The organism is Cupriavidus phytohabitans (assembly GCF_017815025.1).
In the GTDB taxonomy this organism is placed as follows: domain Bacteria; phylum Pseudomonadota; class Gammaproteobacteria; order Burkholderiales; family Burkholderiaceae; genus Cupriavidus.
In genome coordinates this window covers 31,321-56,218 of the sequence record NZ_JAGIQB010000048.1, presented here as the reverse complement: position 1 = coordinate 56,218, position 24,898 = coordinate 31,321, and the positions used below count along the sequence as shown (strand labels likewise).

General features: G+C 67.4%; 19 protein-coding genes and 2 pseudogenes. 9 read left to right on the top strand and 12 right to left on the bottom strand.

Annotated features, from left to right (window positions below; genetic code table 11):
* The first annotated feature begins 248 nt into the window (after nt 1-248).
* Genes imuA through J8I34_RS26775 form a run of 3 tightly spaced genes read left to right on the top strand, consistent with a single transcriptional unit; the run spans nt 249 to nt 6,074 of the window.
* On the top strand, nt 249-1,187 hold the full coding sequence (gene imuA / locus J8I34_RS26785; RefSeq protein ID WP_209807388.1) for a translesion DNA synthesis-associated protein ImuA: 939 nt from the start codon (nt 249-251) through the stop codon (nt 1,185-1,187).
* Nucleotides 1,120-2,688: a Y-family DNA polymerase gene (locus J8I34_RS26780; protein WP_209807387.1), complete on the top strand. Its 1,569-nt coding sequence runs from the start codon at nt 1,120-1,122 to the stop codon at nt 2,686-2,688. Before imuA ends, J8I34_RS26780 begins: the two co-directional genes overlap by 68 nt.
* Nucleotides 2,685-6,074, top strand: a complete 3,390-nt coding sequence (locus tag J8I34_RS26775) for an error-prone DNA polymerase (RefSeq protein ID WP_209807386.1) — start codon at nt 2,685-2,687, stop codon at nt 6,072-6,074. Before J8I34_RS26780 ends, J8I34_RS26775 begins: the two co-directional genes overlap by 4 nt.
* Nucleotides 6,075-6,286: 212 nt before the next feature.
* On the opposite strand, the pseudogene J8I34_RS26770 reads toward J8I34_RS26775, so the two are convergent.
* Nucleotides 6,287-6,409, bottom strand: a pseudogene (locus J8I34_RS26770) (hypothetical protein); the annotation flags it as partial.
* A 4-nt stretch (nt 6,410-6,413) separates the two neighbouring features.
* Here J8I34_RS26770 and J8I34_RS26765 point away from each other — a divergent pair.
* Together J8I34_RS26765 and J8I34_RS26760 are read left to right on the top strand one after the other, a co-directional pair.
* A pseudogene (locus J8I34_RS26765) lies at nt 6,414-7,133 on the top strand (acetate--CoA ligase family protein); the annotation flags it as partial.
* A 26-nt stretch (nt 7,134-7,159) separates the two neighbouring features.
* A complete protein-coding gene (locus J8I34_RS26760) occupies nt 7,160-7,963 on the top strand; it encodes an IclR family transcriptional regulator (RefSeq protein ID WP_209807385.1) in 804 nt (267 codons plus the stop codon).
* A 51-nt stretch (nt 7,964-8,014) separates the two neighbouring features.
* Here J8I34_RS26760 and J8I34_RS26755 read toward each other — a convergent pair whose 3' ends face one another.
* The 8 genes from J8I34_RS26755 to hppD form a co-directional block, all read right to left on the bottom strand.
* Nucleotides 8,015-8,443: a UPF0158 family protein gene (locus J8I34_RS26755; RefSeq protein ID WP_209807384.1), complete on the bottom strand. Its 429-nt coding sequence runs from the start codon at nt 8,441-8,443 to the stop codon at nt 8,015-8,017.
* A 256-nt stretch (nt 8,444-8,699) separates the two neighbouring features.
* Complete coding sequence (locus tag J8I34_RS26750; protein ID WP_209776329.1) at nt 8,700-9,515, bottom strand: MipA/OmpV family protein; 816 nt, start codon at nt 9,513-9,515, stop codon at nt 8,700-8,702.
* 159 nt (nt 9,516-9,674) lie between these two features.
* A complete protein-coding gene (locus tag J8I34_RS26745; protein ID WP_209807383.1) occupies nt 9,675-11,888 on the bottom strand; it encodes a xanthine dehydrogenase family protein molybdopterin-binding subunit in 2,214 nt (737 codons plus the stop codon).
* 12 nt (nt 11,889-11,900) lie between these two features.
* Nucleotides 11,901-12,893, bottom strand: coding sequence for an FAD binding domain-containing protein (locus tag J8I34_RS26740; protein ID WP_029049686.1), 993 nt, complete (start codon nt 12,891-12,893; stop codon nt 11,901-11,903).
* Between the two features lie 8 nt (nt 12,894-12,901).
* The gene (locus J8I34_RS26735; RefSeq protein ID WP_209807382.1) at nt 12,902-13,474 is read right to left on the bottom strand and encodes a (2Fe-2S)-binding protein; all 573 of its coding nucleotides are present in this window, start codon (nt 13,472-13,474) and stop codon (nt 12,902-12,904) included.
* A 253-nt stretch (nt 13,475-13,727) separates the two neighbouring features.
* On the bottom strand, nt 13,728-14,924 hold the full coding sequence (locus J8I34_RS26730) for an amino acid aminotransferase (protein WP_209807381.1): 1,197 nt from the start codon (nt 14,922-14,924) through the stop codon (nt 13,728-13,730).
* A 119-nt stretch (nt 14,925-15,043) separates the two neighbouring features.
* Entirely contained in the window at nt 15,044-16,438 is a 1,395-nt protein-coding gene (locus tag J8I34_RS26725; RefSeq protein ID WP_209807380.1) for an amino acid permease, read from the bottom strand.
* Between the two features lie 183 nt (nt 16,439-16,621).
* On the bottom strand, nt 16,622-17,701 hold the full coding sequence (gene hppD, locus J8I34_RS26720) for a 4-hydroxyphenylpyruvate dioxygenase (RefSeq protein WP_209807379.1): 1,080 nt from the start codon (nt 17,699-17,701) through the stop codon (nt 16,622-16,624).
* A 409-nt stretch (nt 17,702-18,110) separates the two neighbouring features.
* Between hppD and J8I34_RS26715 the strand changes: the two genes are divergently transcribed.
* Nucleotides 18,111-18,584, top strand: a complete 474-nt coding sequence (locus J8I34_RS26715) for an Lrp/AsnC family transcriptional regulator (RefSeq protein ID WP_063240375.1) — start codon at nt 18,111-18,113, stop codon at nt 18,582-18,584.
* Nucleotides 18,585-18,605: 21 nt separating this feature from the next.
* Here the strand turns inward: J8I34_RS26715 and J8I34_RS26710 are convergent, their stop codons facing one another.
* On the bottom strand, nt 18,606-20,519 hold the full coding sequence (locus J8I34_RS26710; RefSeq protein WP_371748144.1) for a PAS domain-containing sensor histidine kinase: 1,914 nt from the start codon (nt 20,517-20,519) through the stop codon (nt 18,606-18,608).
* 560 nt (nt 20,520-21,079) lie between these two features.
* Here J8I34_RS26710 and J8I34_RS26705 point away from each other — a divergent pair.
* The 3 genes from J8I34_RS26705 (at nt 21,080) to J8I34_RS26695 (ending at nt 23,165) form a co-directional block, all read left to right on the top strand.
* Complete coding sequence (locus tag J8I34_RS26705; protein WP_029049692.1) at nt 21,080-21,703, top strand: response regulator transcription factor; 624 nt, start codon at nt 21,080-21,082, stop codon at nt 21,701-21,703.
* A 45-nt stretch (nt 21,704-21,748) separates the two neighbouring features.
* Nucleotides 21,749-22,432 (top strand): Hpt domain-containing protein, encoded by a 684-nt coding sequence (locus J8I34_RS26700; RefSeq protein ID WP_029049327.1) that lies wholly within the window; start codon nt 21,749-21,751, stop codon nt 22,430-22,432.
* A gap of 214 nt (nt 22,433-22,646) precedes the next feature.
* Complete coding sequence (locus tag J8I34_RS26695; protein ID WP_209807378.1) at nt 22,647-23,165, top strand: hypothetical protein; 519 nt, start codon at nt 22,647-22,649, stop codon at nt 23,163-23,165.
* Between the two features lie 11 nt (nt 23,166-23,176).
* Here the strand turns inward: J8I34_RS26695 and J8I34_RS26690 are convergent, their stop codons facing one another.
* Together J8I34_RS26690 and J8I34_RS26685 are read right to left on the bottom strand one after the other, a co-directional pair.
* A complete protein-coding gene (locus J8I34_RS26690) occupies nt 23,177-23,776 on the bottom strand; it encodes a TetR/AcrR family transcriptional regulator (protein WP_209807377.1) in 600 nt (199 codons plus the stop codon).
* Between the two features lie 47 nt (nt 23,777-23,823).
* Nucleotides 23,824-24,726 (bottom strand): patatin-like phospholipase family protein, encoded by a 903-nt coding sequence (locus J8I34_RS26685; protein ID WP_209776300.1) that lies wholly within the window; start codon nt 24,724-24,726, stop codon nt 23,824-23,826.
* Between the last annotated feature and the right edge of the window lie 172 nt (nt 24,727-24,898).

Below are 24,898 nucleotides of genomic sequence, written 5' to 3'. Positions count from 1 at the left end.
GGAAATCGCCTGGGTGTGGCACTGTCCACACCGTGCGGCTCTGGCAGTCATGCTAACCCGCGTTTGATTCCTCGCGGGAGGCCAGCCTTTTGCCCCACCCTAGGGGAGTCATACTGACTAATTCCGGTTCCCCTGCATTGGGCGTCCTTCGCACGCCTACCCCTTGCGCTTGCGCGGGATACTGTATAAATATACAGTTATCGTAAATCTCCGATGTCCTCACTTTCCGTGGGGGACTTTGACTTCACATGCCTGCGCAATCGTACGCAGCCCCGCCGGCGGCGGAGGGTCTTCTTTTCCCTGCGCCGAGGCCGGCCGGCCCCGCAGCCACAGCAACCCCAGCAGCCCCCGCAGCCCCCGCTACGCGGCAGCAGGCGCTGTCGGCGCTCGAGCAGCGCCATCCCGGCCTGTGGCGCGCCGGCCAGCTTGGCCGTGCCGGCAGCGCCGCGGTGTGCCCGACCGGATATGACGCGCTCTCGGCCGAACTGCCCGGCGGCGGCTGGCCGGCGGGCGGACTGACCGAACTGCTGACCACGCAGGGCGGCGCGGGCGAACTGCGCCTGCTGCTGCCGGCACTGCGCGTGCTGGCCGGGGCGGGGCGCCGCATCGCGCTGGTGGCGCCGCCTTGCCTGCCCAATGCGATGGGCCTGGCCGCGGCCGGGCTGCCGGCGCGCCAGCTGTACTGGCTGCGCCCGCCCGCGGGCGCGGCCAAGGGCTCCCAGGTCACCGGGCAGGCCGACATGCTGTGGGCGGCCGAACAGATACTGCGCAGCCAGGCCTTCGGCGGCGTGCTGGTGTGGCTGCCCACGGCCCGGCCCGAGGCGCTGCGCCGGCTGCAGGTGCTGGCCCAGGCCGGCGACGCGGTGGTGTGGGCGCTGCGCCCGGCCGCGGCGCTGCGCGAGTCGTCGCCGGCGGTGCTGCGCCTGCTACTGGCGCCGCAACCCGGCAATGTGCTGTCGATCACCTTCCACAAGCGGCGCGGCCCGGTGCGCGATACCCCGTTGCTGTTGCGCCTGGGCGGGATGGAAGCGGCCACGCGCACGGCCGCCTGGCCCGTGCCCGCCGGCGCCCCGGCCGCTGCGCGTTCCGTTGTGTCTTCGTCTTCTCAGTCTTCTCCCGATGCCGTACTGGATCGCGGTGCACCTGCCGCGCCTGCCCCTGGACGCACTGCAGCCCACCTGGCCTGAGCCAGCTGCCTGCAGCCCATCCTCCGCCACCGGCACGCTGCACCATGCGCTGCCGGTGGCGGTGATGGCGCAGGAGCAGGTGGTGCTGGCCAACGGTCCCGCGATGCAGCTGGGCGTGCGCTACGGCATGCGCCGCGGCGGCGTGCAGGCGCTGTCGGCGGACATCGTGCAGCTGGAACGCGACCCGGTTGCGGAAGAGGCGCTGATGGAAACGGTGGCGCTGGCGCTGCTGCGCTTCACGCCGGCCGTGACGTTCGACGAGGAGCCGGAATCGGCCACCGTGATGCTCGACGTCACCGCCAGCCTGCGCCTCTTTGGCGGCCACCGCGCGCTGTGCCGCGCCGTGCGCGCCTGCGTGCGCCAGCTCGGCACCATTGCGCAGGTGGGCAGCGGCCCGACCGCGCACGGCGCCGCCTGGCTGGCGCGCCAGCCGCTGCGGCGCAGCCGCCGCGGCGTGGTGCGGCCCGCGCGCCGGGCGGTGGGCATGGCGCGGCTGCATCGGCTGCTCGACCGCCTGCCGGTCGAGGCGCTGCACACGCTGGCCGACCCGGCCTGGCTCGACGGCATCGGCTGCCGCACGCTGGGCGAGGTGCGGCGCCTGCCGCGCGCCGGCCTGACCCGGCGGCTGGGCCCCGCGCTGCTGGCGCGGCTGGACCAGGCCTATGGCGAGGCCCCGGCGCGCTTTGCCTGGTACGCGGCGCCGCCCACGTTCGCGCAGCGCATGGACCTGCCCGGGCGCATCGAATCCGCCGAAGGCGTGCTGGCCGGCGCGCAGCGCCTGCTGCTGGCGCTGACCGGCTGGCTGGCGCTGCTGCAGGCCGGCGTCACGCGCTGCGTGCTGGTGCTGGAGCATGAGCGCTACCGGCGCGGCGTCGATACCGAAGGAACTCCGGTCGCGCTCGGCCTGGCCCAGCCCAGCCGCGATCCCGCGCATTTGTCGCGACTGCTGCGCGAGAAACTCGACAAGCTCAACTTCCACGCCCCGGTCACCGGCCTGGCGCTGCGCGTGGACGCGATGCAGGCCTGCGTGCCGCAGAGCGACGCGCTGTTCCCCGAACCCGGCGGCACGCCGGAAGACCTGGGCCGCCTGCTCGATACGCTGATGGCGCGGCTGGGCCGCGACAACGTGCTGCAGCCGCGCCCGCTGGCCGACCACCGGCCCGAGCGCGCCAACCGCTGGGTGCCGGTCGACGAACCCTATCCCGGCGGCAAGGCCGCCGCCATGCCGGGCCCGCTGCCGGAGCGTCCGCTGTGGCTGCTGGTGCAACCGTTGCCGCTGCCGGTGCAGCAGCACCGCCCCAGCCACGGCGGGCCGCTGGCGTTGCTGAGCCGGCCCGAGCGCATCGAGGCCGGCTGGTGGGACGGCGCGCTGGCCACGCGCGATTATTTCATCGCCGAGCGCGCCGACGGCCTGCGCTGCTGGATCTATCGCGAACGCCCCGGCCACGGCGCGGACGAGGGCAGCGAGTACCGCTGGTTCCTGCACGGACTGTTCGCATGACGCCGGCGATCCCTTCGCTGCCCGGCCTGCTGCCGGCGCTGCCCGACTACGTGGAGCTGCACTGCATCTCCAACTTCACCTTCCTCACCGGCGCCTCGCACCCGGGCGAGCTGATCGAACGCGCCTTCGGCCTGGGCTACCGCGGGCTGGCGCTGACCGATGAATGCTCGGTGGCCGGCACCGCGCGCGCCCACGATGCGATCCAGACGCTGCGCAAGCGCCTGCATGACGCGGTGGCACGCAGCGCGGCGCGCGGCGCGGAGGCAGACATCGACGAGCCGCTGCTCGATCCAGAGGTCGATGCCGAACCCAACGAGGACGACCCTGCCGCGCACGCCAGCCGCCACCAGCGGCTGCAGGCGCTGGCCGCCGCCGCCGACGGCTTCGCGCTGCTGATCGGCAGCCGCTTCAGCCTGCCGCCGGCCGATGGCTCCGATGGCTCCGATCGCCCGCCGCTGCGGCTGGTGCTGATCGCCCGGCACCGCGACGGCTTTGGCAACCTGTCCGAACTGATCACGCTGGGCCGCCGCCGCGCGAAGAAGGGCAGCTACCGGCTGCATCCCGAAGACATCGCCGCGCCAACCGGCGACGAAGCCCACCTGCGCGGCATGCCGGGCTGCCTGGCGCTGCTGCTGCCCGACTATTGCGCCGATCCCGAGCTGCTGCGCGAACAGGCGCAGTGGTGCCGCGACGTCTTCGGCGAGCGCGCGTGGATCGCACTGGAGTTGCTGCAGGGCCATGCCGACGGGCTGCACCGCGCGCGCCTGGAAGCCGTGTCGGCGCAGACCGGCGTGCCGCTGGCCGCCGCCGGCGCGGTCACCATGCACGTGCGCTCGCGCAAGCCGCTGTCCGACGTGATGACCGCGATCCGGCTCGGCCAGCCGCTGGCCGAATGCGGCATGGCGCTGGCGCCCAATGCCGAGCAGCACCTGCGCATGCGCCAGGTGCTGTCGCGCCTGTACCCGCGCGATGCGCTGGCGCAGACGCTGAAGATTGCCGCGCAGTGCGATTTCTCGCTGGGCATGCTGCGTTATGAATATCCCGAGGAACTGGTGCCACCGGGCTTTACGCCGATCTCTTACCTGCGCGACGAAGTGGAGCGCGGCAAGGCCGAACGTTTTCCGAATGGCCTGAAGCCGGAATGGGAAAAGCAGCTGGAGGAAGAGCTGCAACTGATCGAGGAAAAGCAGTACGAACCATTCTTCCTCACCGTGCACGACATCGTGCGCTTTGCGCGCGCCAACGGCATCCTGTGCCAGGGCCGCGGCTCGGCCGCCAACTCGCTGGTGTGCTTCTGCCTGTATGTGACCGAGGTCAGCCCCGAGCAGGCCAACCTGCTGTTCGGCCGCTTCCTGTCGCGCGAGCGCGATGAGCCGCCCGATATCGACGTCGACTTCGAGCACCAGCGGCGGGAGGAGGTGATCCAGTACATCTACCAGAAGTACGGCCGCCACCGTGCCGCGCTGGCGGCGTCGCTGATCACCTACCGATCGCGCAGCGCGCTGCGCGACGTGGGCCGCGCGCTGGGCATCGACGCGAGCGTGGTCGAGCAGGTGGTCAAGGGACAGGCCTGGTGGGACGGCCCCGGCTTCGTGGAGAAGATCACGCGCTACGGTCTCGATCCCGACTCGCCGGCGGTGCAGCAGTGGGCTAGTCTGACCGCGCAGCTGCGCGGCTTTCCGCGCCACTTGTCGCAGCACGTGGGTGGCTTCGTGATCGCGCGCCACAAGCTGTCGCGGCTGGTGCCGATCGAGAACGCGGCCATGGTGGACCGCAGCGTGATCCAGTGGGACAAGGATGATCTGGAATCGCTTGGCCTGCTCAAGGTCGATGTGCTGGCGCTCGGCATGCTGTCGGCGATCCGGCGCGCGCTGGAGATGATCCCCAACTCCAGCGAGGATCCCGCGCGCGCGGGCCTGCCGGCGCGCATGGAAGACATCCCGAAGGAGGATAAAGAGACCTACAGCATGATCTGCAAGGCCGACACCATCGGTGTGTTCCAGATCGAATCGCGCGCGCAGCAGTCGATGTTGCCGCGGCTGCAGCCGCGCGAATACTACGACCTTGTGGTGGAAGTGGCGATCGTGCGCCCCGGCCCGATCCAGGGCGGCATGGTCCATCCCTACCTGAAGCGTCGCGAAGCATTCCGCCGCACCGGCAAGCCGCCGGTCTATTTCAATAGCGTGATCGAGAAGGTGCTGGGCCGCACGCTGGGCGTGCCGATCTTCCAGGAGCAGGTGATGCAGCTGGCCATCGACGCCGCCGGTTTCTCGCCGGGGCAGGCCGACCAGCTGCGGCGCTCGATGGCCGCGTGGCGGCGGCGCGGCGACTTGCGTCAGCACCAGGACGCGCTGGTGCGCGCGCTGACCGGCAATGGCTACCCGGAATCGTTCGCGCTGGCGATCTGCAAGCAGATCGAGGGGTTTGGCGAATACGGCTTCCCGGAGAGCCATGCGGCCAGTTTTGCCAAGCTGGTGTACGTGAGTTCGTGGCTCAAGTGCCACCATCCCGCGGCCTTCCTGTGCGCGCTGCTGAACAGCCAGCCAATGGGGTTCTATTCGCCGTCGCAACTGGTGCAGGATGCGCAGCGGCATGATGTGGTGGTATTGCCGGTGGATGTCACGCTGAGCCGATTGGAAAGCACGCTGGAGCCGGTGGTGGCCGATGCGCCGCCGTGCGTGCGTCTCGGCCTGAACCGGGTCAAGGGCATGCGCAAGGAGGCCGCGCTGCGGATCGAGGATGCGCGTGCAAAGCGTGCGTTCGACAGCGTGGAAGACCTGGCGCTGCGTGCCGCGCTGGATCGGCATGATATCGACGCGCTGGCCGCTGCAGACGCGCTGGCGCCGCTTGCTGGTCATCGTCGGCAGGCGCGGTGGCAGGCACGTGCGGCGGCTGAGCACGCGGCGCACCGCGATCTGCTGTATGAAGCCCCGCCCGCCGAGGACGCGCTGGCACTACCCGCGCCGCGGCTCGGAGAAGACGTCGCGGCAGACTATGCCAGCCTGGGGCTGTCGCTCAAGTCGCACCCGCTGGCCTTGCTGCGGCCACGGCTGGCGGCCATGCGCTTTGCCACCGCCAGCCAGCTCGCGCGCTGCGGCAACGGCCGGCACGTGCGCGCTTGCGGCATCGTCACCGTACGCCAGCGGCCCGCTACGGCCAGCGGCACCATCTTCGCGACCATCGAGGATGAGACCGGCAGCATCAACCTGATCCTGTGGCCAGACCTGGTCGAGCGCCAGCGCAAGGAGGTGCTGGGCGCGGCCTTGCTGGGCGTGGTGGGTACCTGGCAGCGGCAGGGGGACATACAGCACCTGGTGGCCAGGGAGCTGGTGGATTTGAGTCCGATGCTGGGGAGGTTGATGGTGGGGAGTCGGGATTTCCATTGATTACCGGCTTTCCCCATTGCCGGCATTGCCGGCATTGCCGCTATAAAAATCAGTTCCGGAGCGCGGCCCTCTCCATTCCCGCTCGGTGACGTGACACGTTCCCCAATCAGCGCCACTTGTCCGACGACGAACTCCATGCATTTCCTTTCCCGATTGAATTCCATACAGTGGAATTGTGGGGCTGTGGAATCGCCCGGCAAGGCCTAAGCTGTCTCCAACAAAGCCAGGTCGGCTTCATTGCTGGTCGAAACCAGCTTGGACAGGCCGATGCCGCGCGCCGCGGCACGTGACAGCAAGGCGCCGAGGATGCCGCCGCTTTGCGACACCACGCCGATGGCCGGTAGCCCCACGCTGCCGTTGCCGGACCTCGCCGCCTTTGGCACCGGCTCGATCGACGAAGCCGCGGCCAAGACCCTGTTCGCCAGTTTCGGTGTCCCGGTCGCAAAGGAGGTGGTGGTCGCCGGTGGCGACGAGGCCACGGCGGCGGCACAAACTTTCCGCGGCAATGTCGTGCTGAAGATCCTGTCGGCCGAGATCACCCACAAGAGCGATGTCGGCGGCGTGGCCGTCAATGTCCCGCCTGCGGAGGTGGCAAGCCGGCTGGCAAAGATGGCAAGCGATGTGCAGTCGGCCACGGGGATCGCGCCCCACCGCTTCCTGGTGCAGGAAATGCTCGAGGGCGGTGTCGAGGTGATCCTTGGCATGCACCGCGACGCGCTCGGCACCGCGATCCTGCTCGGCATGGGCGGCGTGACCGCGGAACTGTTCGGCGATACCACGTTGCGGCTGCTGCCCGGCGGGCGCGGGCTGACCCGTGAGGCAGCGCTGGCGATGATCGGTCGCTTGAAGACGGTCCCGCTGCTGCAGGGCTTCCGTGGCCGGCCGAAGGCCGATGTGGAGGCGCTGGCCGACGCGATCGTCGCCTTCTCGCGCATGGTCGCCACGCTTGGCGAGCGGCTGGTGGAGGCTGAGATCAATCCGCTGTTCGTCCTGCCCCAGAGGCAAGGCGTGGTGGCCGCCGATGGTGTTGCGGTGCTGGCCGGCAACGACAAGATCTGACAAGGCCTGCGGTATGATTTCCTGTCATGCCAAACAGCATCGTCAACACCGAACGCATCAAGCCAGGCCAGGGCAAGGCGACGCCCAATCGCTCGCTCGAACGTGGCATCGCTATCCTGCGCGCCTTCCGCGCCGGCTCATCCGTGCTCGGCAACAGTGAAATTGCCGAGCGCACCGGCTTGTCCCGATCGACGGTCAGCCGCCTGACACAGTCGTTGATCGAGACCGGCATGCTCGAGTACATCCCGCAGTTCCGCGCCTACCGGCTCGGTGTGCCGGTCCTCAGCATGGCGCATGCCATGCGCGACAGCTCGCGGGTTCTGCAGGCCGCGACACCGTTGATGGTAGCGCTTGCCATGCGGCACAAGATCAATGTCGGACTGGCGGTCGCTGACACGGACGAGATGGTCTACCTCGAGTCGTTCCGCTACAACCGGCGCCAGTCCTTGCGTACGGTGGTAAGTGGTCAGCGCATCCCCATGGCGCTGACCTCCCTTGGCCGCGCGCATCTCGCAACGCTGGCACCACAGGCTTTCAACGCGATGATGGCGTCCATGGCCGAGAAGCACCGGCGCCGCGGCTGGACCCAACTACGGCGGGAAATCGAAGCCGCGGTCTCTTCCGTGCATGAGAAGGGCTACTGCGTTGCCTCATGGCAACCGCAGGTCGTGGCCATGGCCACGCCAATGCGCTTTGACGCCTATGGCGTCCATGTGTTGAACGTCAGCGTATCCACGCAGCAGGATGCGGGTGAGGTTGAGGCCGCGCTGGCCCAGCCCCTGATGGAGCTTGCAAAGGCGATACAGGAGCGGCTGTCGCAGGCGCAATAGCAGAAACCGCCTGCTTTTACCGAGCCGTTTGGGTCTCGATGAGAGCCACCACTACTCAATCATCTCCAGCTCGTTTTCGGCACACCATTGCCTCAGCGCGCTTTTGAGAGACTCCGCTTCAAACGCATACCAGCGTTCCAGCTTGCCTTGGCGCTCGAGCAAGTCCTTGAAGCGCGCATAAGCGCCTTTGCGCCGAAAGAATCCTTCGATTTGCTCATAACACGCAGGCAGTTCTTGATCGATAAAGCGCAGGACGAGATTTCTGCCAAGACCGAGTTCGTTTTTATCCGGAACCGCAAGGTAGCGGTCAGAAGTCTCCAGGTCGGCAGGAAGTTCCTCATCTGCAGCGTCGATGAAGTCCGATGTCCAATAGATCTTGCCCGTATCGAGCGAGACATAGGCGGCGTTGTGCTCCAGCGGCTCCCCAAAGCTGACGAAGTCCAGGGACTCACTAAGATCTTCATGTTTGACTGTGACCATGTCGCTATTCCAGATGGTTGCAACGCTCAAGGCGGACGTGCCCGGCGATATTTGGCGACCCCCCACACTGGGTTCGAGGACAGATGACTCGATGTGCGCAATCGGTGCCGAACTCTTCCGCTATTTTAGTACCCTCAGAGGCCAAGCGAGCGCAGCGACGCGTTCTGTGCCAGTGCCCCTGACCGTTGATACTGCCGGCGCGCAGCCCAGCCGCAGGCACTCCAAAAACCTAACCCATCACCCCCAACCCGCACCCTCAAAACTCATAATTAATAGAAAAATCAAAAACCCCATTAGTCGCCTTCCGCGTGATCGGGCTATCCGCCGCATCCCCCGTGAGCTGCGAGATGGCCACGTCAGACGTGGCAAACCAATGCCTGGTGAAGTACCACACCGCACTGACGCCGAACCCATACGACCTGATCCCGCCGCGCGCGTGGAACGCGGGCCGGTTGGCCCGGGCCTGCGACTGGCTGACGCCGTACCAGGCGTTCATGTAGCGCGAATCGGCCAGCGTGACGGTCGGCCCTGCAAACCAGAAGAACCTCTCCGAGCTGCCCGGCATCGGCATATAGGCACCGATGTCGCCGACCCAGCCATCGCTGCCGCCCAGGCTGCGCCGTGCATCGATGCGCAGCACCAGCGGGAATTCCTTAGATACGGCGTATTCCGCGAACAGCTTGCCTTCCGGCGCGGGGTTGATATTGCCCATGCCGTCCAGGTGCGGCGAATCATTTTGCCCGCGCCGGCCAAGGTTGTACGTCAGCGCAATGCCGGCGCGCCAGTTCTTGCCGCGCAGCACATTGACGCCGAGCCCTTCGCCGATCGAAGCGAAAGCGAGATCGCGGTAGCGGATATCGATGCTGGGACCACCCACGACGATGTATTCCGACGACCCGTCATAGCGCGGCCGCAACATTGCCGCGGCGCCCAGGCGGACCTGCCAGTCCGGGATGTCGTCCTGGAACAGCTTCTGCAGCGGGATACCGGCCGAGAACTGCCATTCGGCCAGCGGCGCCGGGGTCTGGGCGCTGGCCGCGGCGGGGCAGAGCGCGGCGGCGGAAGCCGCCATCAGGATGGCGAGGCACGGGGACGGACGCTTCGGGGCGGATACGGTCACGGCAGCCTCCAGGCCCGCTGGGCGGGCGGACAGGTTGCGGGCACGGGGCCCGTGGGCGACATCTTTCCATCGGATGGGCGCTTGCGCAACCACAAGCTTACCCACCGGGCGTCAGCCCAGCAGCTTGTCGGCCGTCAGCGGCAGGTCGCGCACGCGCCGTCCGGTCGCGTGGTACACGGCATTGGCAATGGCTGCGGCAACCCCCACGATGCCGATTTCGCCGATGCCCTTGGTGCCCAGCGCATTGATATGCGGGTCGTACCCGTCCAGCATGTCGACCTCGATCTCGCCCACGTCGGCGCTGACCGGCACATGGTATTCGGCGAGGTTGGCGTTGGCCACGCGGCCGGTGGCGAGGTCCAGCTCGCTCTTCTCATGCAGCGCCATGCCGATGCCCCAGACGATGCCGCCCACCAGCTGGCTATGCGCGGTCTTGCGGTTCAGCACGCGGCCCACGTCGTAGCAGCCGACCACGCGCTGCACGCGGATCTCGCCCAGGTCGGGATCGACATGTACCTCGGCGAAGACCGCGCCGAAGGCATGCATCGAGTATTGCTTGCGCTCATCGCCTGGCTCGGCGCTGGCGTGGGCTTCGATGACCTGGCCGCCGGCGCGCGTGATGACCGCGCCGACCTGCTCGCGGCGCGACGGATCGCTGCGCATCCGCAGCCAGCCGTCCACGACTTCCACGTCATCCGGGCGCGCGCCGGACAGCGGCGAGGCGGGGTCGGCCACGACCTGCGCCACCAGCTTGCCGCGCACTGCGGTGGCGGCCTGCTGCACCGCCGGCGCGACACTGGCCACCGATTGCGAACCGCCCGAAACCGGCGCCTCCGGAAAATCCGTATCGCCCAGTTCGAAGCGCACGCGCTCCGGCGGCAGGCCGAGCGCGTCGGCGGCCACCTGTGTCATCACGGTATAGGTGCCGGTACCCAGGTCTTGCGAACCACTGCGCACCAGCGCCGTACCATCCGGCAGGATCCGCGCCATGGCGCTCGCGCCCGAGCGGTTGGCGGGATAGGTGGCGGTGGCCATGCCCAGCCCGACCAGCTTGCCGTCGGCCTGCATCGAGCGCGGTTTCGGATCGCGGCGCGACCAGTCAAAGCGCTCTGCCGCCACGCGATAGCATTCGCGCAGCGATTTGCTGGAGAAGGGCTTCTGCTTGTGCGGATCGGCATCCGCGTGGTTGCGCAGGCGCAACTCGACCGGATCGATGCCGAGCCGTGCGGCCAGTTCATCCAGCGCGCACTCCAGTGCAAAGCTTCCAGGCGCTTCGCCCGGCGCACGCATGAAGGTGGTGGTGCCGATATGCTGCCGCGCCAGCCGGTGACTGGTCTGCTGGTTGGGGCAGGCATACAGCGAGCGCGTCAGCACGGCACAGGTCTCAAGCCATTCCTCGATCATCGACGTATTGCTGACCACGTCGTGGCGCAGCGCCTTCAGGCGGCCATCGCCACCGCTGGCGGCGACCACGTGCTGCTCGGTGACTGGCCGCGCCCCCACCGGGCCAAACATCTGCACGCGTTCGACCACCAGTTTGACCGGCCTGCCGGCTGCGCGCGCGGCCATGGCCGCCAGCACCACGTGCGACCACATCGAACCCTTGCAGCCGAAGCCTCCGCCGACGAAGGGGCAGCGCACCCGTACCTTGCCGGCCGGGATGCCGAGCGTGGCCGCTACGGCCTTGCGCACGCCGGTGACGTACTGGGTGGAGTCGTACAGCGTGAGGCCGTCGCCGTCCCAGGCGGCGATGGTGGCATGCGGTTCCATCGGGTTGTGGTGCTCCATCGGCGTGGTGTAGACCTCGTCGATGGTCGTGCTCGCTGCATGTAGCGCGGCGTCGACATTGCCGCGATGGCTGTCGGCCTGGCCGGCGTCTTCTCCCTGCGGCTTGCCGGCGTGCACGCGCGCCTGCGCAAAGTCCAACACGGCCGGCTGCTCGCGATAGCGGACCACCAGCCGCGCCGCCGCATCGCGCGCCTGCTCCAGCGTATCGGCCACGACCACGGCGATGGGCTGGTTGTTGTAGTGCACCGTGGTGTCCTGCAGCAGCGACATCACGTGGCCGGCGGTCGGCGTATCGGCCCCGGTCTTGCCGCCCTTGGGCAGCTTCGGCGCGTTGAAGGGTGTCATGACCAGCCGGACGCCCGGCAACTGCTCGCACGCGGCGCTGTCGATCGATTCCACCTTGCCGTGCGGGATGGTGCTGGTGACCATCACCGCGTGGACCAGTCCCGGCAGGACATGGTCGGCTGTGTAGCGTGCGCGGCCGGTGACCTTGAGCACGCCGTCGGTGCGGTCGATGGGGGCCCCGGTAACGCTCATTGCCATGCTCCTTCAAGTGCCTTGCGGGCGGGCCGCCACCTGCAGCGCGCGCACCACGGCGCGTTGCGCCAGCCCGACCTTGAAGGCGTTGTGCTCATAGGACCGGGCGCCATCGAGCAGCAGGCGGGCGGCGTCGGCAGCGCTGTGCGCGCTCAGAGGCCGGCCGGTCAGCGCCTGCTCGGCGGCGGGCACGCGCCAGGGCTTGTGTGCCACGCCGCCCAGCGCCAGCCGCGCGCTGCGCACGGTATGGCCGGAAAACTCGAGTGCCGCGGCCACCGAGACCAGCGCGAAGGCGAAGCTGGCCCGGTCCCGCACCTTCAGGTAGTGCGCATGGGCGGCGTACGGCGAGGGGGGCAGCTCCAGGGCCACGACCAGTTCGCCCGGCGCCAGCGTCGTGTCGATTTCGGGCTTGTCTTCCGGCAAGCGATGGAAGTCGGCGATCCGGATGCGGCGCTCGCCGCCGGGCGCGCGCACGACGATGACGGCCTCGAGCGCGGCCAGCGCCACGCACATGTCTGACGGATGCACGGCGATGCAGTGCTCGCTGGCGCCAAGGATCGCGTGCATGCGGTTGATGCCGTCGAGCGCGCCGCAGCCCGAGCCGGGCTTGCGCTTGTTGCAGGCAGGGAAGCCCGTGTCGTAGAAGTAGTGGCAGCGCGTGCGCTGCAGCAGGTTGCCGCCGACGGTCGCCATATTGCGCAGCTGCCCCGAGGCGCCGGACAGCAGCGCCTGCGCCAGCAGCGGATAACGTTCGCGCACCAGCCGCTGGTTGGCCGCGTCGGTGTTGGTAAGCATCGCGCCGATGCGCAGGCCGCCGTCTGGCAGCGTCTCGACCTGCGCCAGCGGCAGGCGGCTTACGTCGACCAGCTGTCGCGGCGCTTCGACGCCCGCCTTGACCAGGTCGATCAGGTTGGTGCCGCCGCTGACATAGCGCGCGCCCGCCTGGCTGCCGAGTTGCAGCGCTTCGTCGACGGTGTCGGGCCGCGCGTAGGAAAAGGGCTGCATGCCGCCGCCTAGCGCGTGCCTTGCTTGCCGCCGGCCTCGCGGATCGCGGCGACGATCTTGGGATAGGCGCCGCAGCGGCACAGGTTGCCGCTCATGCGCTCGCGGATCTCTTCGTCGCCAAGCGGCAGCGGGGGCGCCGCCAGCGGTTGCGCCGCGCTGGCCTCGCCGGCGCGCGCCTCGGCCTGCATGCCGACGGCGGAGCAGATCTGTCCAGGCGTGCAGAAGCCGCACTGCAGTGCGTCATGCGCGACAAAGGCCGCCTGCACCGGGTGCAGCGCGTCGCCGTCGGACAGGCCTTCGATGGTGGTAAGTTCACGTCCCTCTTGCATCACGGCCAGCGTCAGGCAGGACTGGATGCGCCGCCCGTCGCTGAGGACCGTGCAGGCGCCGCACTGGCCCCGGTCACAGCCTTTCTTGGTGCCGGTCAGGTGCATCACTTCGCGCAGCGCGTCGAGCAACGTAGTGCGCGGCTCGAGTTGCAGGGTGTGGAATTGGCCGTTGATCCTGAGCGTGACGGGTCGCGCGGCGCTGCCTGCAGGCGCGGAGGCAGCGTGCGGGGAGGGGTCCTTGTGTTCGGACATTGTGCTGGCCTTTTGTGGACGGGGCGGCACCATGGGGATGGTGCCACGCCTGACAGTGCAGCAAGAAGGACAGCAAATTCGGTGCCCGGCGGCGGGGCAGGCCAGTATCGGCAGCGGGACGGAAGCGGTGCCGCCGCGTGCGTCAGAACTCCACGGAGGCTTGTAGAAATTACGCTCGCGGCAGTCGGCGAGCAAAAAGAAAGGCGGCGCACGATGGCGCCGCCCTTGGCATTGTCAGCGGGGCCGGAACGCCTTAGCCCTTCAGCACGCTGCCGATGGCCTTCGCCACGATCCCCACGTTGCGCTCGTTCAGGCCGGCCACGCACATGCGGCCCGAGCGCAGCAGGTAAACACCATGCTGCTCGCGCAGGCGCTCGGCCTGGTCGGCGCTCAGTCCGGTGTAGGTGAACATGCCGCGCTGCGTCAGGTAGCGCGACAGCGCCTCGCCGCTGACATGGTCGCGCAGGTTGTGGTGGATCGCTTCACGCATGCGCGCGATGCGGCCGCACATCTGGGCCAGTTCTTCTTCCCACAGCTGGCGCAACTCGGGCGTGGTCAGCACCTTGGCCACCACGCGCGCGCCGTGCGTCGGCGGGTTGCTGTAGTTGGCGCGCACTGCGCCGGTCAGCTGGCCCAGCACGTTGGCCGCTTCCCCGGCGGTGTTGCAGAGCACGCTCAGGCCGCCGCAGCGCTCGCCATACAGCGAGAAGTTCTTCGAGAACGAGTTCGCCACCAGGCAAGGCACGTCCTGCGCGACCAGTTCGCGGATCGCAAAGGCATCGTCATCCAGGCCGGCGCCGAAGCCCTGGTAGGCCATGTCGACGAAGGGCAGCAGCTTGTTGGCCTTGATCAGCGCGATCAGCTGGCGCCACTGGTCCTGGTTCAGGTCCACGCCGGTCGGGTTGTGGCAGCAGGCGTGCAGCAGCACGATGCTTTGCGCGGGGATAGCGCGCAGCGCGTCCATCATCGCGTCGAACTTCAGGCCGCCGGTGGCGTCGTCGTAGTACGGGTAGGTGTTGACGGTGAAGCCCGCGCGTTCGAACACCACGCGGTGGTTTTCCCAGCTCGGGTCGCTGATCCACACCTGCGACTGCGGGTAGTAGCGCTTCAGGAAGTCCGCGCCCACGCGCAGCGCGCCGGAGCCGCCCAGCGTCTGCAGCGTGGCAAGGCGGCCGGCGGCGCGCGCCGGCGAGTCTTCGCCGAACACCAGCGCCTGTACCGCGCTGCGGTAGCCCACCAGGCCCGACATCGGCAGGTAGGGACGCGGGCCCATGTCCGCCAGCAGCGCGGCCTCGGCCCTGGCGACGGCCTGCATCACCGGCAGGCGGCCGTCGTCGTCAAAATAGATGCCGATGCTCAGGTTGACCTTGTCGGTGCGGGGATCTTTCTGGAAGTCCTCGTTGAGCGAGAGGATCGGGTCGCCGGGGAAGGCTTCGATGTGTGCGAACATGGGATGCGATGGAATCAGGTCGGAGGGGGCTGCTGCGTGGCACAGGCAGGCGCCGGGCACCGCGCAGCAAGGATTCTAACCGGACGGCGCCCGCAGGCTGCAGGCGCCGCACTGGCCGGTCAGCGCAGCTGCTGGGCGGCGACGCCGTCCTGCAGCGGGGCGGCTGCTTTCTTCTGGCGCACCAGGTAGCTGACGCCAAGCACCACCAGCCACACCGGGATCAGGTAGACCGAGAGGCGCAGGCCTTCAGTCAGGTACATCACCACCAGGATGCCGGCCAGGAACACCAGGCACAGGTAGTTGGTCAGCGGGTAGCCCCAGCTCTGGAACTTCGTGCTTTGGCCGGCGCGGCGCTTGTCGGCGCGGAACTTCAGGTGGATCAGGCTGATCATGGCCCAGTTGATGATCAGGGCCGACACCACCAGGCCCATCAGCAGCTCGAAGGCCTTGCCCGGCATGAAGTAGTTGATCACCACGCAGGCCGCGGTGGCCAGCGCCGAGAAGCCCAGCGCCGTCAGCGGGATGCCGCGCTTGTTGACCTTCAGCAGCGCCTTGGGCGCATTGCCTTGCTGGGCCAGGCCGTACAGCATGCGGCTGTTGCAGTACACGCCGCTGTTGTAGACCGACAGCGCCGCGGTCAGCACCACCACGTTCAGCACGTTGGCAACCCAGTTGCTGTTCAGCGCATGGAAGATCAGCACGAACGGGCTGCCGCCGGTGACCACGTTCTCCCACGGGTACAGCGACAGCAGCACCGCCAGCGCGCCCACATAGAAGATCAGGATGCGGTAGATCACCTGGTTGGTGGCCTTGGGAATGGTCTTCTCGGGCGAATCCGCTTCCGCCGCGGTAATGCCCACCAGCTCCAGCCCGCCGAACGAGAACATGATCACCGCCATGGCCATCACCAGGCCGCCCATGCCGTTGGGGAAGAAGCCGCCGTGCTGCCACAGGTTGGCCACGCTGGCCTGCGGGCCGGCATTGCCGGACATCAGCAGGTAGCCGCCGAAGCCGATCATGCCGATGATGGCCGCGACCTTGATGATCGAGAACCAGAATTCCATCTCGCCGAAGGACTTCACGCTCGACAGGTTGATCGCGTTGATCACCAGGAAGAACACCAGCGCCGAAACCCAGGTCGGGATTTCCGGCCACCAGTACTGCACGTAGATGCCGACGGCCGACAGTTCGGCCATGCTCACCAGGATGTACAGCACCCAGTAGTTCCAGCCGGATAGAAAGCCGGCGAAGTGGCCGCAGTACTTGTCGGCGAAGTAGCTGAAGGAGCCGGCGACGGGCTCGTCCACCACCATCTCGCCGAGCTGGCGCATGATGAAGAACGCCACGATGCCGGCGATCGCGTAGCCCAGCAGGACCGATGGCCCCGCCATCTTGATGGTCTGGGCGATGCCCAGGAAAAGGCCGGTGCCGATGGCGCCGCCCAGCGCGATCAGTTGGATATGCCGGTTCTTCAGGCCACGCTTGAGCGTGCCGTCATTGCTGCTTGCATGCATTCAGTTGTTTCCTCTACCCATTCTCATGGAATGTGGGCCCGCGCCTCTGGCTGTTTGGAGTCGGACGCTTGGGCCGGGGGACGCCACCGCCCGCGCGGCAGGGTGGCTGCCGCGTGGGAGGTTCGCTTGCCGGAACCGGCTGGTGCCTGTTACAGGCGGCCGGTCAGGGACGGCCGATGCCGGTCAGGCCTCGACCTTGAGCGTGCCGCGCTCGATCTGGTCGCGTTCCAGCGACTCGAACAGCGCCTTGAAGTTGCCTTCGCCGAAGCCTTCGTCGCCGCGGCGCTGGATGAACTCGAAGAACACCGGACCCAGTGCGGTCTTGGAGAAGATCTGCAGCAGCAGGCGGGGCTTGCCGCCTTCCGTGGTGCCGTCCAGCAGGATGCCGCGCGACTTCAGTTGCTCGACGGGCTGGCCATGGCCGGGCAGGCGCGTGTCCAGCGCTTCATAGTAGTAGTCGTTCGGCGCGGTCATCAGCGGCACGCCTGCGAGCTGCAGGTTGTCGATGACTTCGATCAGGTTGTCGGTCAGGAAGGCGATGTGCTGGATGCCCTCGCCATTGAAGGCCATCAGGAACTCTTCGATCTGGCCGGCGCCCTTGGACGATTCCTCGTTCAGCGGAATGCGGATTTTACCATCCGGCGCGGTCATGGCCTTGGAAGTCAGGCCGGTGTACTCGCCCTGGATGTCGAAGTAGCGGATTTCGCGGAAGTTGAATAGCTTTTCGTAGAAATTGGCCCAATAAGCCATGCGGCCACGATAGACGTTGTGCGTCAGGTGGTCGATCAGCTTGAGGCCATGGCCGACCGGGTGGCGGTCGACGCCCTCGATGAACTCGAAGTCGATGTCATAGATCGACTTGCCTTCCTCGAAGCGGTCGATCAGGTACAGCGGCGCGCCGCCGATGCCCTTGATCGCCGGCAGGCGCAGTTCCATCGGGCCGGTCGGGATTTCCACCGGTTGCGCACCCAGTTCCAGCGCCCGTGCGTAGGCCATGTGCGAATCCTTGACGCGGAACGCCATGCCGCAGGCGCTGGGGCCGTGCTCGGCGGCAAAGTAGGCGGCGTGGCTGTGCGGCTCGCGGTTGACGATGAAGTTCACCTCGCCCTGACGGTACAGCACAACGTCCTTGGAGCGGTGCTTCGCCACCAGCGTGAAGCCCATCTGCTCGAACAGCGGCTCGAGCACATTCGGGGTGGGCGAAGCGAATTCCACGAATTCGAAGCCCATCAGTTGCATCGGGTTGTCAAACAGGTCGGCCATGGCTTTCTCACTAAGGGGAAACTAAGGGAAGTCAATTGATTGGATCGGTGCGGCGCCGGCAGAGTGCCGTCGGGCAGGCCGGGCGCGCACTGAAGTTCGGAATTCCGGTTCAGCGCTCCGCGCCATCGGTGCTGGCACCTGGCGTGCCAGGCGGGGAAGGCAGGTTCGTGGTCATGGGGGCGTTCAGAACCGGTCAGTCGGGAAATATTATTGCAGCAGCGGCGTTGCCCGGATCGGGAGTTGCCGCCGCCAGTCATTGCTGTCCAACCCGGTTGCGGTGCTGGCTTTATGTCGCTGGCTTGGGATGCAGTGTATATTCTGCCCAGCAAAATTGGATTTCGTTAGCCACGCAGGGAAACCCTAGCTTATGAAATCAGATTGCTTGAATCCATGAAATGAGGAAACGAAAGTGCAAACGATCGAGCTGGACCGTACCGATCGCCGCCTGCTGGCGGTATTGCAGGAGCGCGCGCGCGCCTCGAACCTGGAACTGGCCGAAGCAATTGCGCTGTCTCCGGCACAAACGCTGCGACGCCACCGCCGCCTGGAAGAGGCCGGATTGGTCAAGCGCTACGAAGCGCGGCTGGATGCCGCCGCGCTCGGGCTGGGCGTGGTTGCCTTCATCCACGTGACGATGGAGCGCGGACATATCCGCGAGCTGTCCAACTTCAAGCGGCTGGTGGCGGAGCTGGCACAGATCCAGGAGTGCTTTTCCGTGACCGGCGATATCGACTACGTGCTGAAGGTGGTTGCCAAGGACCTGAAGGCGTTGTCTGACTTCCTGCTCGATACGCTGATGCGCATCCCGGGCGTCAGCGCGGTCAAGTCCAGTGTCTGCCTGGACGAGATCAAATGCACCAGCGCGGTGCCGGTGGAAGCCTGAAACCGCGCGCCGGGGTTCCCGTTACTCCGAAACGGTGTCGATCCGGTCGCACGCCACGTTCAACGCGCGGCAAACGGCGCACCAGGCGGGACATGAGCCGGGCTTGTTGGTATATGGCTCCCTGGCAGGCGGGTCGGATGGCCCCGCAGGGACCGTCATCGCCGGCCGCGGCGGCGGGTGGCCACCGCTGCAGGCGCGTGCCACCGCTTCGTCCAGGGCCTGCAGACCCACCGGCTTGACGATCACCGCATTCATGCCGGCGGCCAGCGCAGCGGCGTGATCTTCCGCCACGGCGCTGGCGGTGCAGCCGACGATTGGTACATCGCGGACCGCGTCATTGCGGGCCCGCACCGCGCGTGCGAACGCCAGGCCGTCCATCACCGGCATCGCGCAGTCGCAGACGACGACATCGAACACGGCGCTATCCAGCCTGGCCAGCCCGTCACGGCCGTCTTTCGCGGTCACGACATGGTGGCCCAGATACTCCAGCTGGCGCTGCAGCAGCAGGCGGTTGGGCGCATGGTCGTCGATCACCAGGATGTGGGCACGGCAGCGCGCGCACCCTGGTATTGGCACTGGCCGCGCCGGCGCGGCAGCGATGGCGTCGGCCAGCGCCAGCGGTAGCGACACCGTCACGCGCGTGCCCTGGCCCGGCTGGCTGGCCAGTGCAATCTGTCCGCCCATCGCGCTGGCCAGCCGCTTGCAGATCGCCAGGCCGAGCCCGGTGCCGCCTGCGTGCGCGCGCGACTGGCCATGTACCTGAGCGAACGGCTCGAACAGCCGCGCCTGCGCCGTCGGTTGTATGCCGATGCCAGTATCGGCAACGGTCAGCGTCACGTCTTGCTTGCCGTCCCCGGCCGGCTCGGCTTCCAGTTGGATATGAATCGTTCCGCGGTCGGTAAAGCGCACGGCGTTGGACACCAGGTTGCCCAGGATCTGCCGGAAGCGCAGGCCGTCGACCTGGTGCAGCGGCGCGACGCCGGCGCCGGTTTCGCTGGTCAGCGTCAGTCCCTTCTGCTCGGCCACGGGACCAAAGATCAGCAGAGTGTCGTTGACAAGCGCCGGCAGCGATGCCGGCGCCGGGTGGATACTGAACTTGCCGGCCTCCATCTTTGACAGGTCCAGGATGTCGTCGATCAGTGCCAGCAATCCAAGCGCCGCCTGATGCGCTGTCACCAGTTGCAGGCGTTCGTGGTCAGGCAACTGGCATTGCGCCAGGGTCAGCTCCAGCATGCCGGTGATGGCGTTCATCGGCGTGCGGATCTCATGGCTGACCGAAGCCAGGAAGGTGGATTTGGCGCGGTTGGCGGCTTCTGCCTCGGCCTTGGCGTGCGCCAGTTCGGCCAGCATGTCGTGGCGTTCGGTCAGATCGACGCAGCCGCCCGCGAGGCCCTTGACCTTGCCGTCGGCGCCGCGCAGCGGGGTAATCCAGTTGAGCACATGATGGCTGCGCCCCCGGAGCGTCAGGCAACGGTCCTTGCGCAGCGGCTTGCCCTCGTCCAGGACGTTGCGATAGTCGCGCGCCAGCTCGGCCATGTCGGTGACGATGGGATGCGCACGGCCCGGCGCATCGAGCGGCTGGCCGTGCAGCAGATCGCGCGTGGCGCCGACCAGTTCCTCATAGCTGCGGTTGCAGGTGATGAGCCGCAGCGAGGCATCGCGCAGGTAGACCGGCTGCGGGATGCCGTCAAGCAGCGCCGACTGGATCGCTACGTGGTCCTTCAGCGCACTTTCGGCGGCGCGGCGCCGGCGAACTTCGCGGTGGAGCACGGCAATCCATGCCAGCAGGCATGCGCTGAGGCCGCACAACAGCATCGCGGCCCAGCCGTACAGCTGTTCATGGGCGAGCGGTGCGGCGCGCAGGGGCGCCATGGTCTGCCCCACGGCGCCGGTCGGAAAGGCGAACAGGAGCATCGCGGCCCAATGATGCAACACGGCATTTGCGTGGCGGTGGTGCGATGGGGCGAAGGATGCCGTGCGGGCGGATTTCGAGCGGACCGGCAAACAGGAAAGGCAAGTCAGGCGGGGCAAGGCGGACCAGGAAAATGCGGCTGGCATTTACTCTATGAGCCAAGCTGCACTACCTGATTCAGACACCTCCGAAAATGCGTGTGGAAATTTCCGAATCGAATGGCGACAGTGCCTAATGCGCTGCAATTGGCGGGCTTGCAGCGCAAGTTTGACCAGCGCTCGCCGACGGAATGCATGCCGGGCGAGCCCTCCGCACATTTGCGAGGGCGACCGCGGCGCTATGATTCGCGTTGCCGATCACGATGCATGCGCGCTCCATTAATGCTGCATTGCTCGCGGCCGAAACACGTGCCTGCATGGGACAAGTGGGACAGCTACTTGCCTGTTCACGAAGATGGGAAGATTCGTGGCACGCCTCGGAAACTTCAGGTGTATTTGTGAGCAAATGCTGAGCACAATGCAGCAACGCCTGACTGCGTGCCCCTTCACGCGGGCACAAAAAAGTTTGCTATGGAGTGAATGCAGTGGCCACTATCCTGATCGTCGACGATCATCCGCCCGTGCGAGTCGTCCTCAAGACCCACTTGTCCCAGGTTCTGGGCGTCACCCATGTACTGGAAGCGGACAATGGCCAGGCTGCCGTTGAAATCGTGCGGCAGTATGCGCCCGACGTGGTGATCCTCGACCTGGATATACCGAAGATAAATGGCCTTGACGTGATCCCCCGCCTCAAGGCCGCGCACCCGGGCGTGCGCATCCTGGTGATTTCCGGCCAGGACCAGGATACCTTTGCCCCGCGGGCGCGGCAGGCGGGCGCGCATGGCTACGTGAGCAAGACCCAGGAGCTGTCGGAAATCGTGCGCTGCGCCGAATCGGTGCTGGCCGGCTACACGGTGATGCCCGAACTCGAACGCGGCAAATCCGAGTTCGGCGACGAGGCATTGCGCCTGGCCAGCCTGTCGGACAAGGAGCTGATTATCATGCAAATGCTGGCCAAAGGCATGAGCAACAAGGAGATCGGTGAAGTCCTGTTTATTTCCAATAAGACCGTCAGCACCCACAAGACACGGATCATGGAAAAACTCGGGGCGCGCTCGATTGTGGATGTCATCGATTTTGCGCGGCGCCACCATATTGCGATCGGCTAGCATGGCAGACCTGGTTTCCTTCACATTGCCCGGGGAGGTGCTGCCATGACCGGCGCGCTGCTGCTTGCAGCCCTGCACGACGGACCATGGGCTGCCAGCCTGGCGGCTCTGCTGCAGCGGCTGGGGTTTGCACCGCACGTGGCCGCGCCGGGTTCGGCGTTCGCGCCGGCATCGGCCGGCAAGGTCGGACTGGTCATTGCCGGGCCGGGCACGCCCGTGCCGCCAACGCTGCTGGAAAGCTGGCATGCCGCCGGTGCGCTGTGTGCGGTGGCGGTTGCGCCGGGCAAACACTCGGACCATGGTGCCTTCGTGGCCCCATTGCCGGCGCCGACAACCGAGGCGGCGATGCTTGCCATGCTGGCCGAGCGCCATTACGTTGCGCTGCCAACACACGAGGCGGCTGCAATCCCCGCTGCCATTGCCGCCCAGACCCTTGGCGACGCGCGCTTCGCCGCCGAATTGCTGCAGGCGCTGGTAATGTCGGCGCAAGCCGACCTGGCGCAGTTGCGCGCCGCCGGCACCGACCTGGAAACGTGCGGCAGCATCGCGCACCGGATGAAATCGTCTGCGCACTACGTCGGCTGCAACGCCTTGCGCGCGCTCGCACAACGCATGGAGGACGCCGCCCGCAGCGGCGATGCCTGTACGGTGGCGGCACTGCGTGCGGTCTTCGAGCCGACCTGCGCGCGGCTGATTGAATTATTGACGGCAATGGCGGCGAAGACATAACGCCTGGCCAATTGGCGCGATTATCAGGCACGGTGATTTACCGGATTGGCGCAAGCGTGCCGCTTGATTATGCTGGATTAACGGTGGCTGGTTATCCTGAATGTCCGGGAATGAATGCTGCCGATTAATTCGGCACGGGCATGGGTGGATTTGGGCACGGCCATTCCGGCCAGATTTTTCCAGGCTTGGCGTCGGTACTTTCCGGGAACGGGTCATGAACCATGCATTGGCGGCATTGCCGGAATCGGCCTTCTATTTCCACCTTGCTGCGATCGCGCTGCTGCTGCTGTCGTTCTTTTCCGGCCGCGCCATCTTGCAGGTGCTGGCCACGCGCGAAGGGCGCCGCGAACGAGCGCAGCGCCTGGTGCGCGTTGCCATTGGCCGGCTGGCCGCACTCGGCGCCATCTGGACGGCGATCGTCTACGGGCATGGCGCATGGGAGCGCGCCGGTGCCCACAACTGCCGGCACCTGCCGGCGGTCGATGCGGCGGCGCGCTATGCAGCGGAGTACTGCTACCTGCGTCATGACCGGCTGCTGCTGCGCGTGTATGGCGAAGGGCGTGAGGCGGGACGCCAGCATTTGCTCGCTCATCGCACCATCACCAGCGTCGGTCCGGTCCACATGAGCTGGGACGGTCAGGCGCTGGTTTACGGGTCCCCGGCCGGGAACGGGCAAGGGCGGCTGGCGCTGCCGCCCACATGGCGCGACCGGCTGCTGGCGCGGCTGCCCTGAAGCCCCGCCGTTTATCGCTGGACCAGGTTCATCCGCGCCAGCAGCGCGTCGAGTCCGGCCGGTGCGGGGATCTGAGCCAGAAGCCAGCGCACGGCATCGGCCAGCACATGGCTGTCATAGTCGGGCGCAAAGCTCTGCAGCGTGGCACCGTGCAGGAAGCATCGCAGCGCCAGCCATTCCGGCTGCGGCGGTGCATCGGCAGGCTGGCCGAACAGCAGCGCCGGCACGGTCCCCAGCGGGGCGCGGACCGCGCGCGCCAGGCGTTCGTCGCCGCGCGCCGCCATCCAGACTTCCAGAATCGCCAGCGAGCTGTGGCGCTGCGGGCGGTTCGCCAGGATATGCAGCATCAGGTGCAGCCGCAGCGTGGGGGTGAGCGGACCGAGTGCCGCCAGCCTGGCGGACTCGCGCTCCAGCAGCCAGGCCAGCATGGCGGGCAGCAGGTCGTAGCGGCCATCGGGGAAATGGTGGCGCAACGAGCCTCGGCTGGTTCCGGCGATTTCGCTGACGCGTGCTTCCGAGAAAGCCGCATAGCCTTGCTCGATCAGCAAGGCTGCGGCGGCTTCGATCAGGGCCTGGCGGGTGCTCGCACTGCGCTCGGTCTGGGACGGCATGCCGGCCATTGTAGCAACGTGCCGGAGCCTGCCCGCAGGTCGGGCTGTCAGTGTGGGGCGGCGGCAGGGAAATCGGTGCTGCAGCTGGGCGTCGCATCGTCGTGCGAGTGCACGTGCAGCGCGCCCGGGACATGGCGGCTCTCCAGCCCCTTGCCCTGCAGCCACTGGGCGGTGGTGGCGGCGGCGCGGTCGATCAGTTCGCCGCAGCGCGTGTAGTCGTAGGGCGAAATATCGAGCGGGCACAGTGGCGGCACCACGCTGATATGTGCCCGGTCGGCAAAGTGCTGCAGGTCGTGCACCAACTGGCGTGCCACCAGCAGCGACAGCGCATTGAAGGCGTGCTCCAGCGCACCGCGCGGCGCCCGGCGCTCGGCGCAAGTGAAGCCCGCAGGCAGCACGATCACGCGGGTGGCGCCGAGGGCGACCGCGGTGGAAACCGGGGTATTGTTGGCTACGCCGCCGTCGATCAGCGTGCGGCCCTCGAACTGCACCGGCGGGAACACGCCGGGAATGGCGGCGCTGGCCAGCACCGCATCGACGATATTGCCGTGCGAGAGCAGCACCTCGTCGCCGCTGTTCATGTCGGTCGCGACCACGTGGAGGGGCAGGTCAGCCCCCTCGAGCCGGCGCGGCCCGAAATGCCGCGCCAGCAGCGCGCGCAGGCCCGACGACTCGACCAGGTGTCCGCGGCTGCGCCCGACCATGCCGAGTACGCTGCGCCAGCCCCACGGCATGATGTCGGCGCGGCGGATGCCGCGCCACAGCTGGTCCAGGCGGCCAGCGCCGGCAATGCCGGGATTGCAGGCGAAATAGGCCCCGTTGATCGCGCCCGCCGAGGCGCCAATGACGATGTCGGGCGTCACGCCCCATGCCACCAGCTCGCGCAGCATGCCGACCTGGATGGCGCCGAGGCTGCCGCCGCCGGCAAATACGAAGGCTGTCTTGTCCATGGCTGTCGTGATGGCCCGGCGCGTCCGCGCCGTCTCTCCTTGCATGTCGGCTCGCTTGTCCCGGCCCTAGCAAAGCATAGGCGACGCCGGGCCTGCCAGGCAGGATGGTGCTCCCGGAGCGCCGGTCGGGGCACATCGTGCGCTTTGTGTCGCGCTCAAATAATGCAATTAA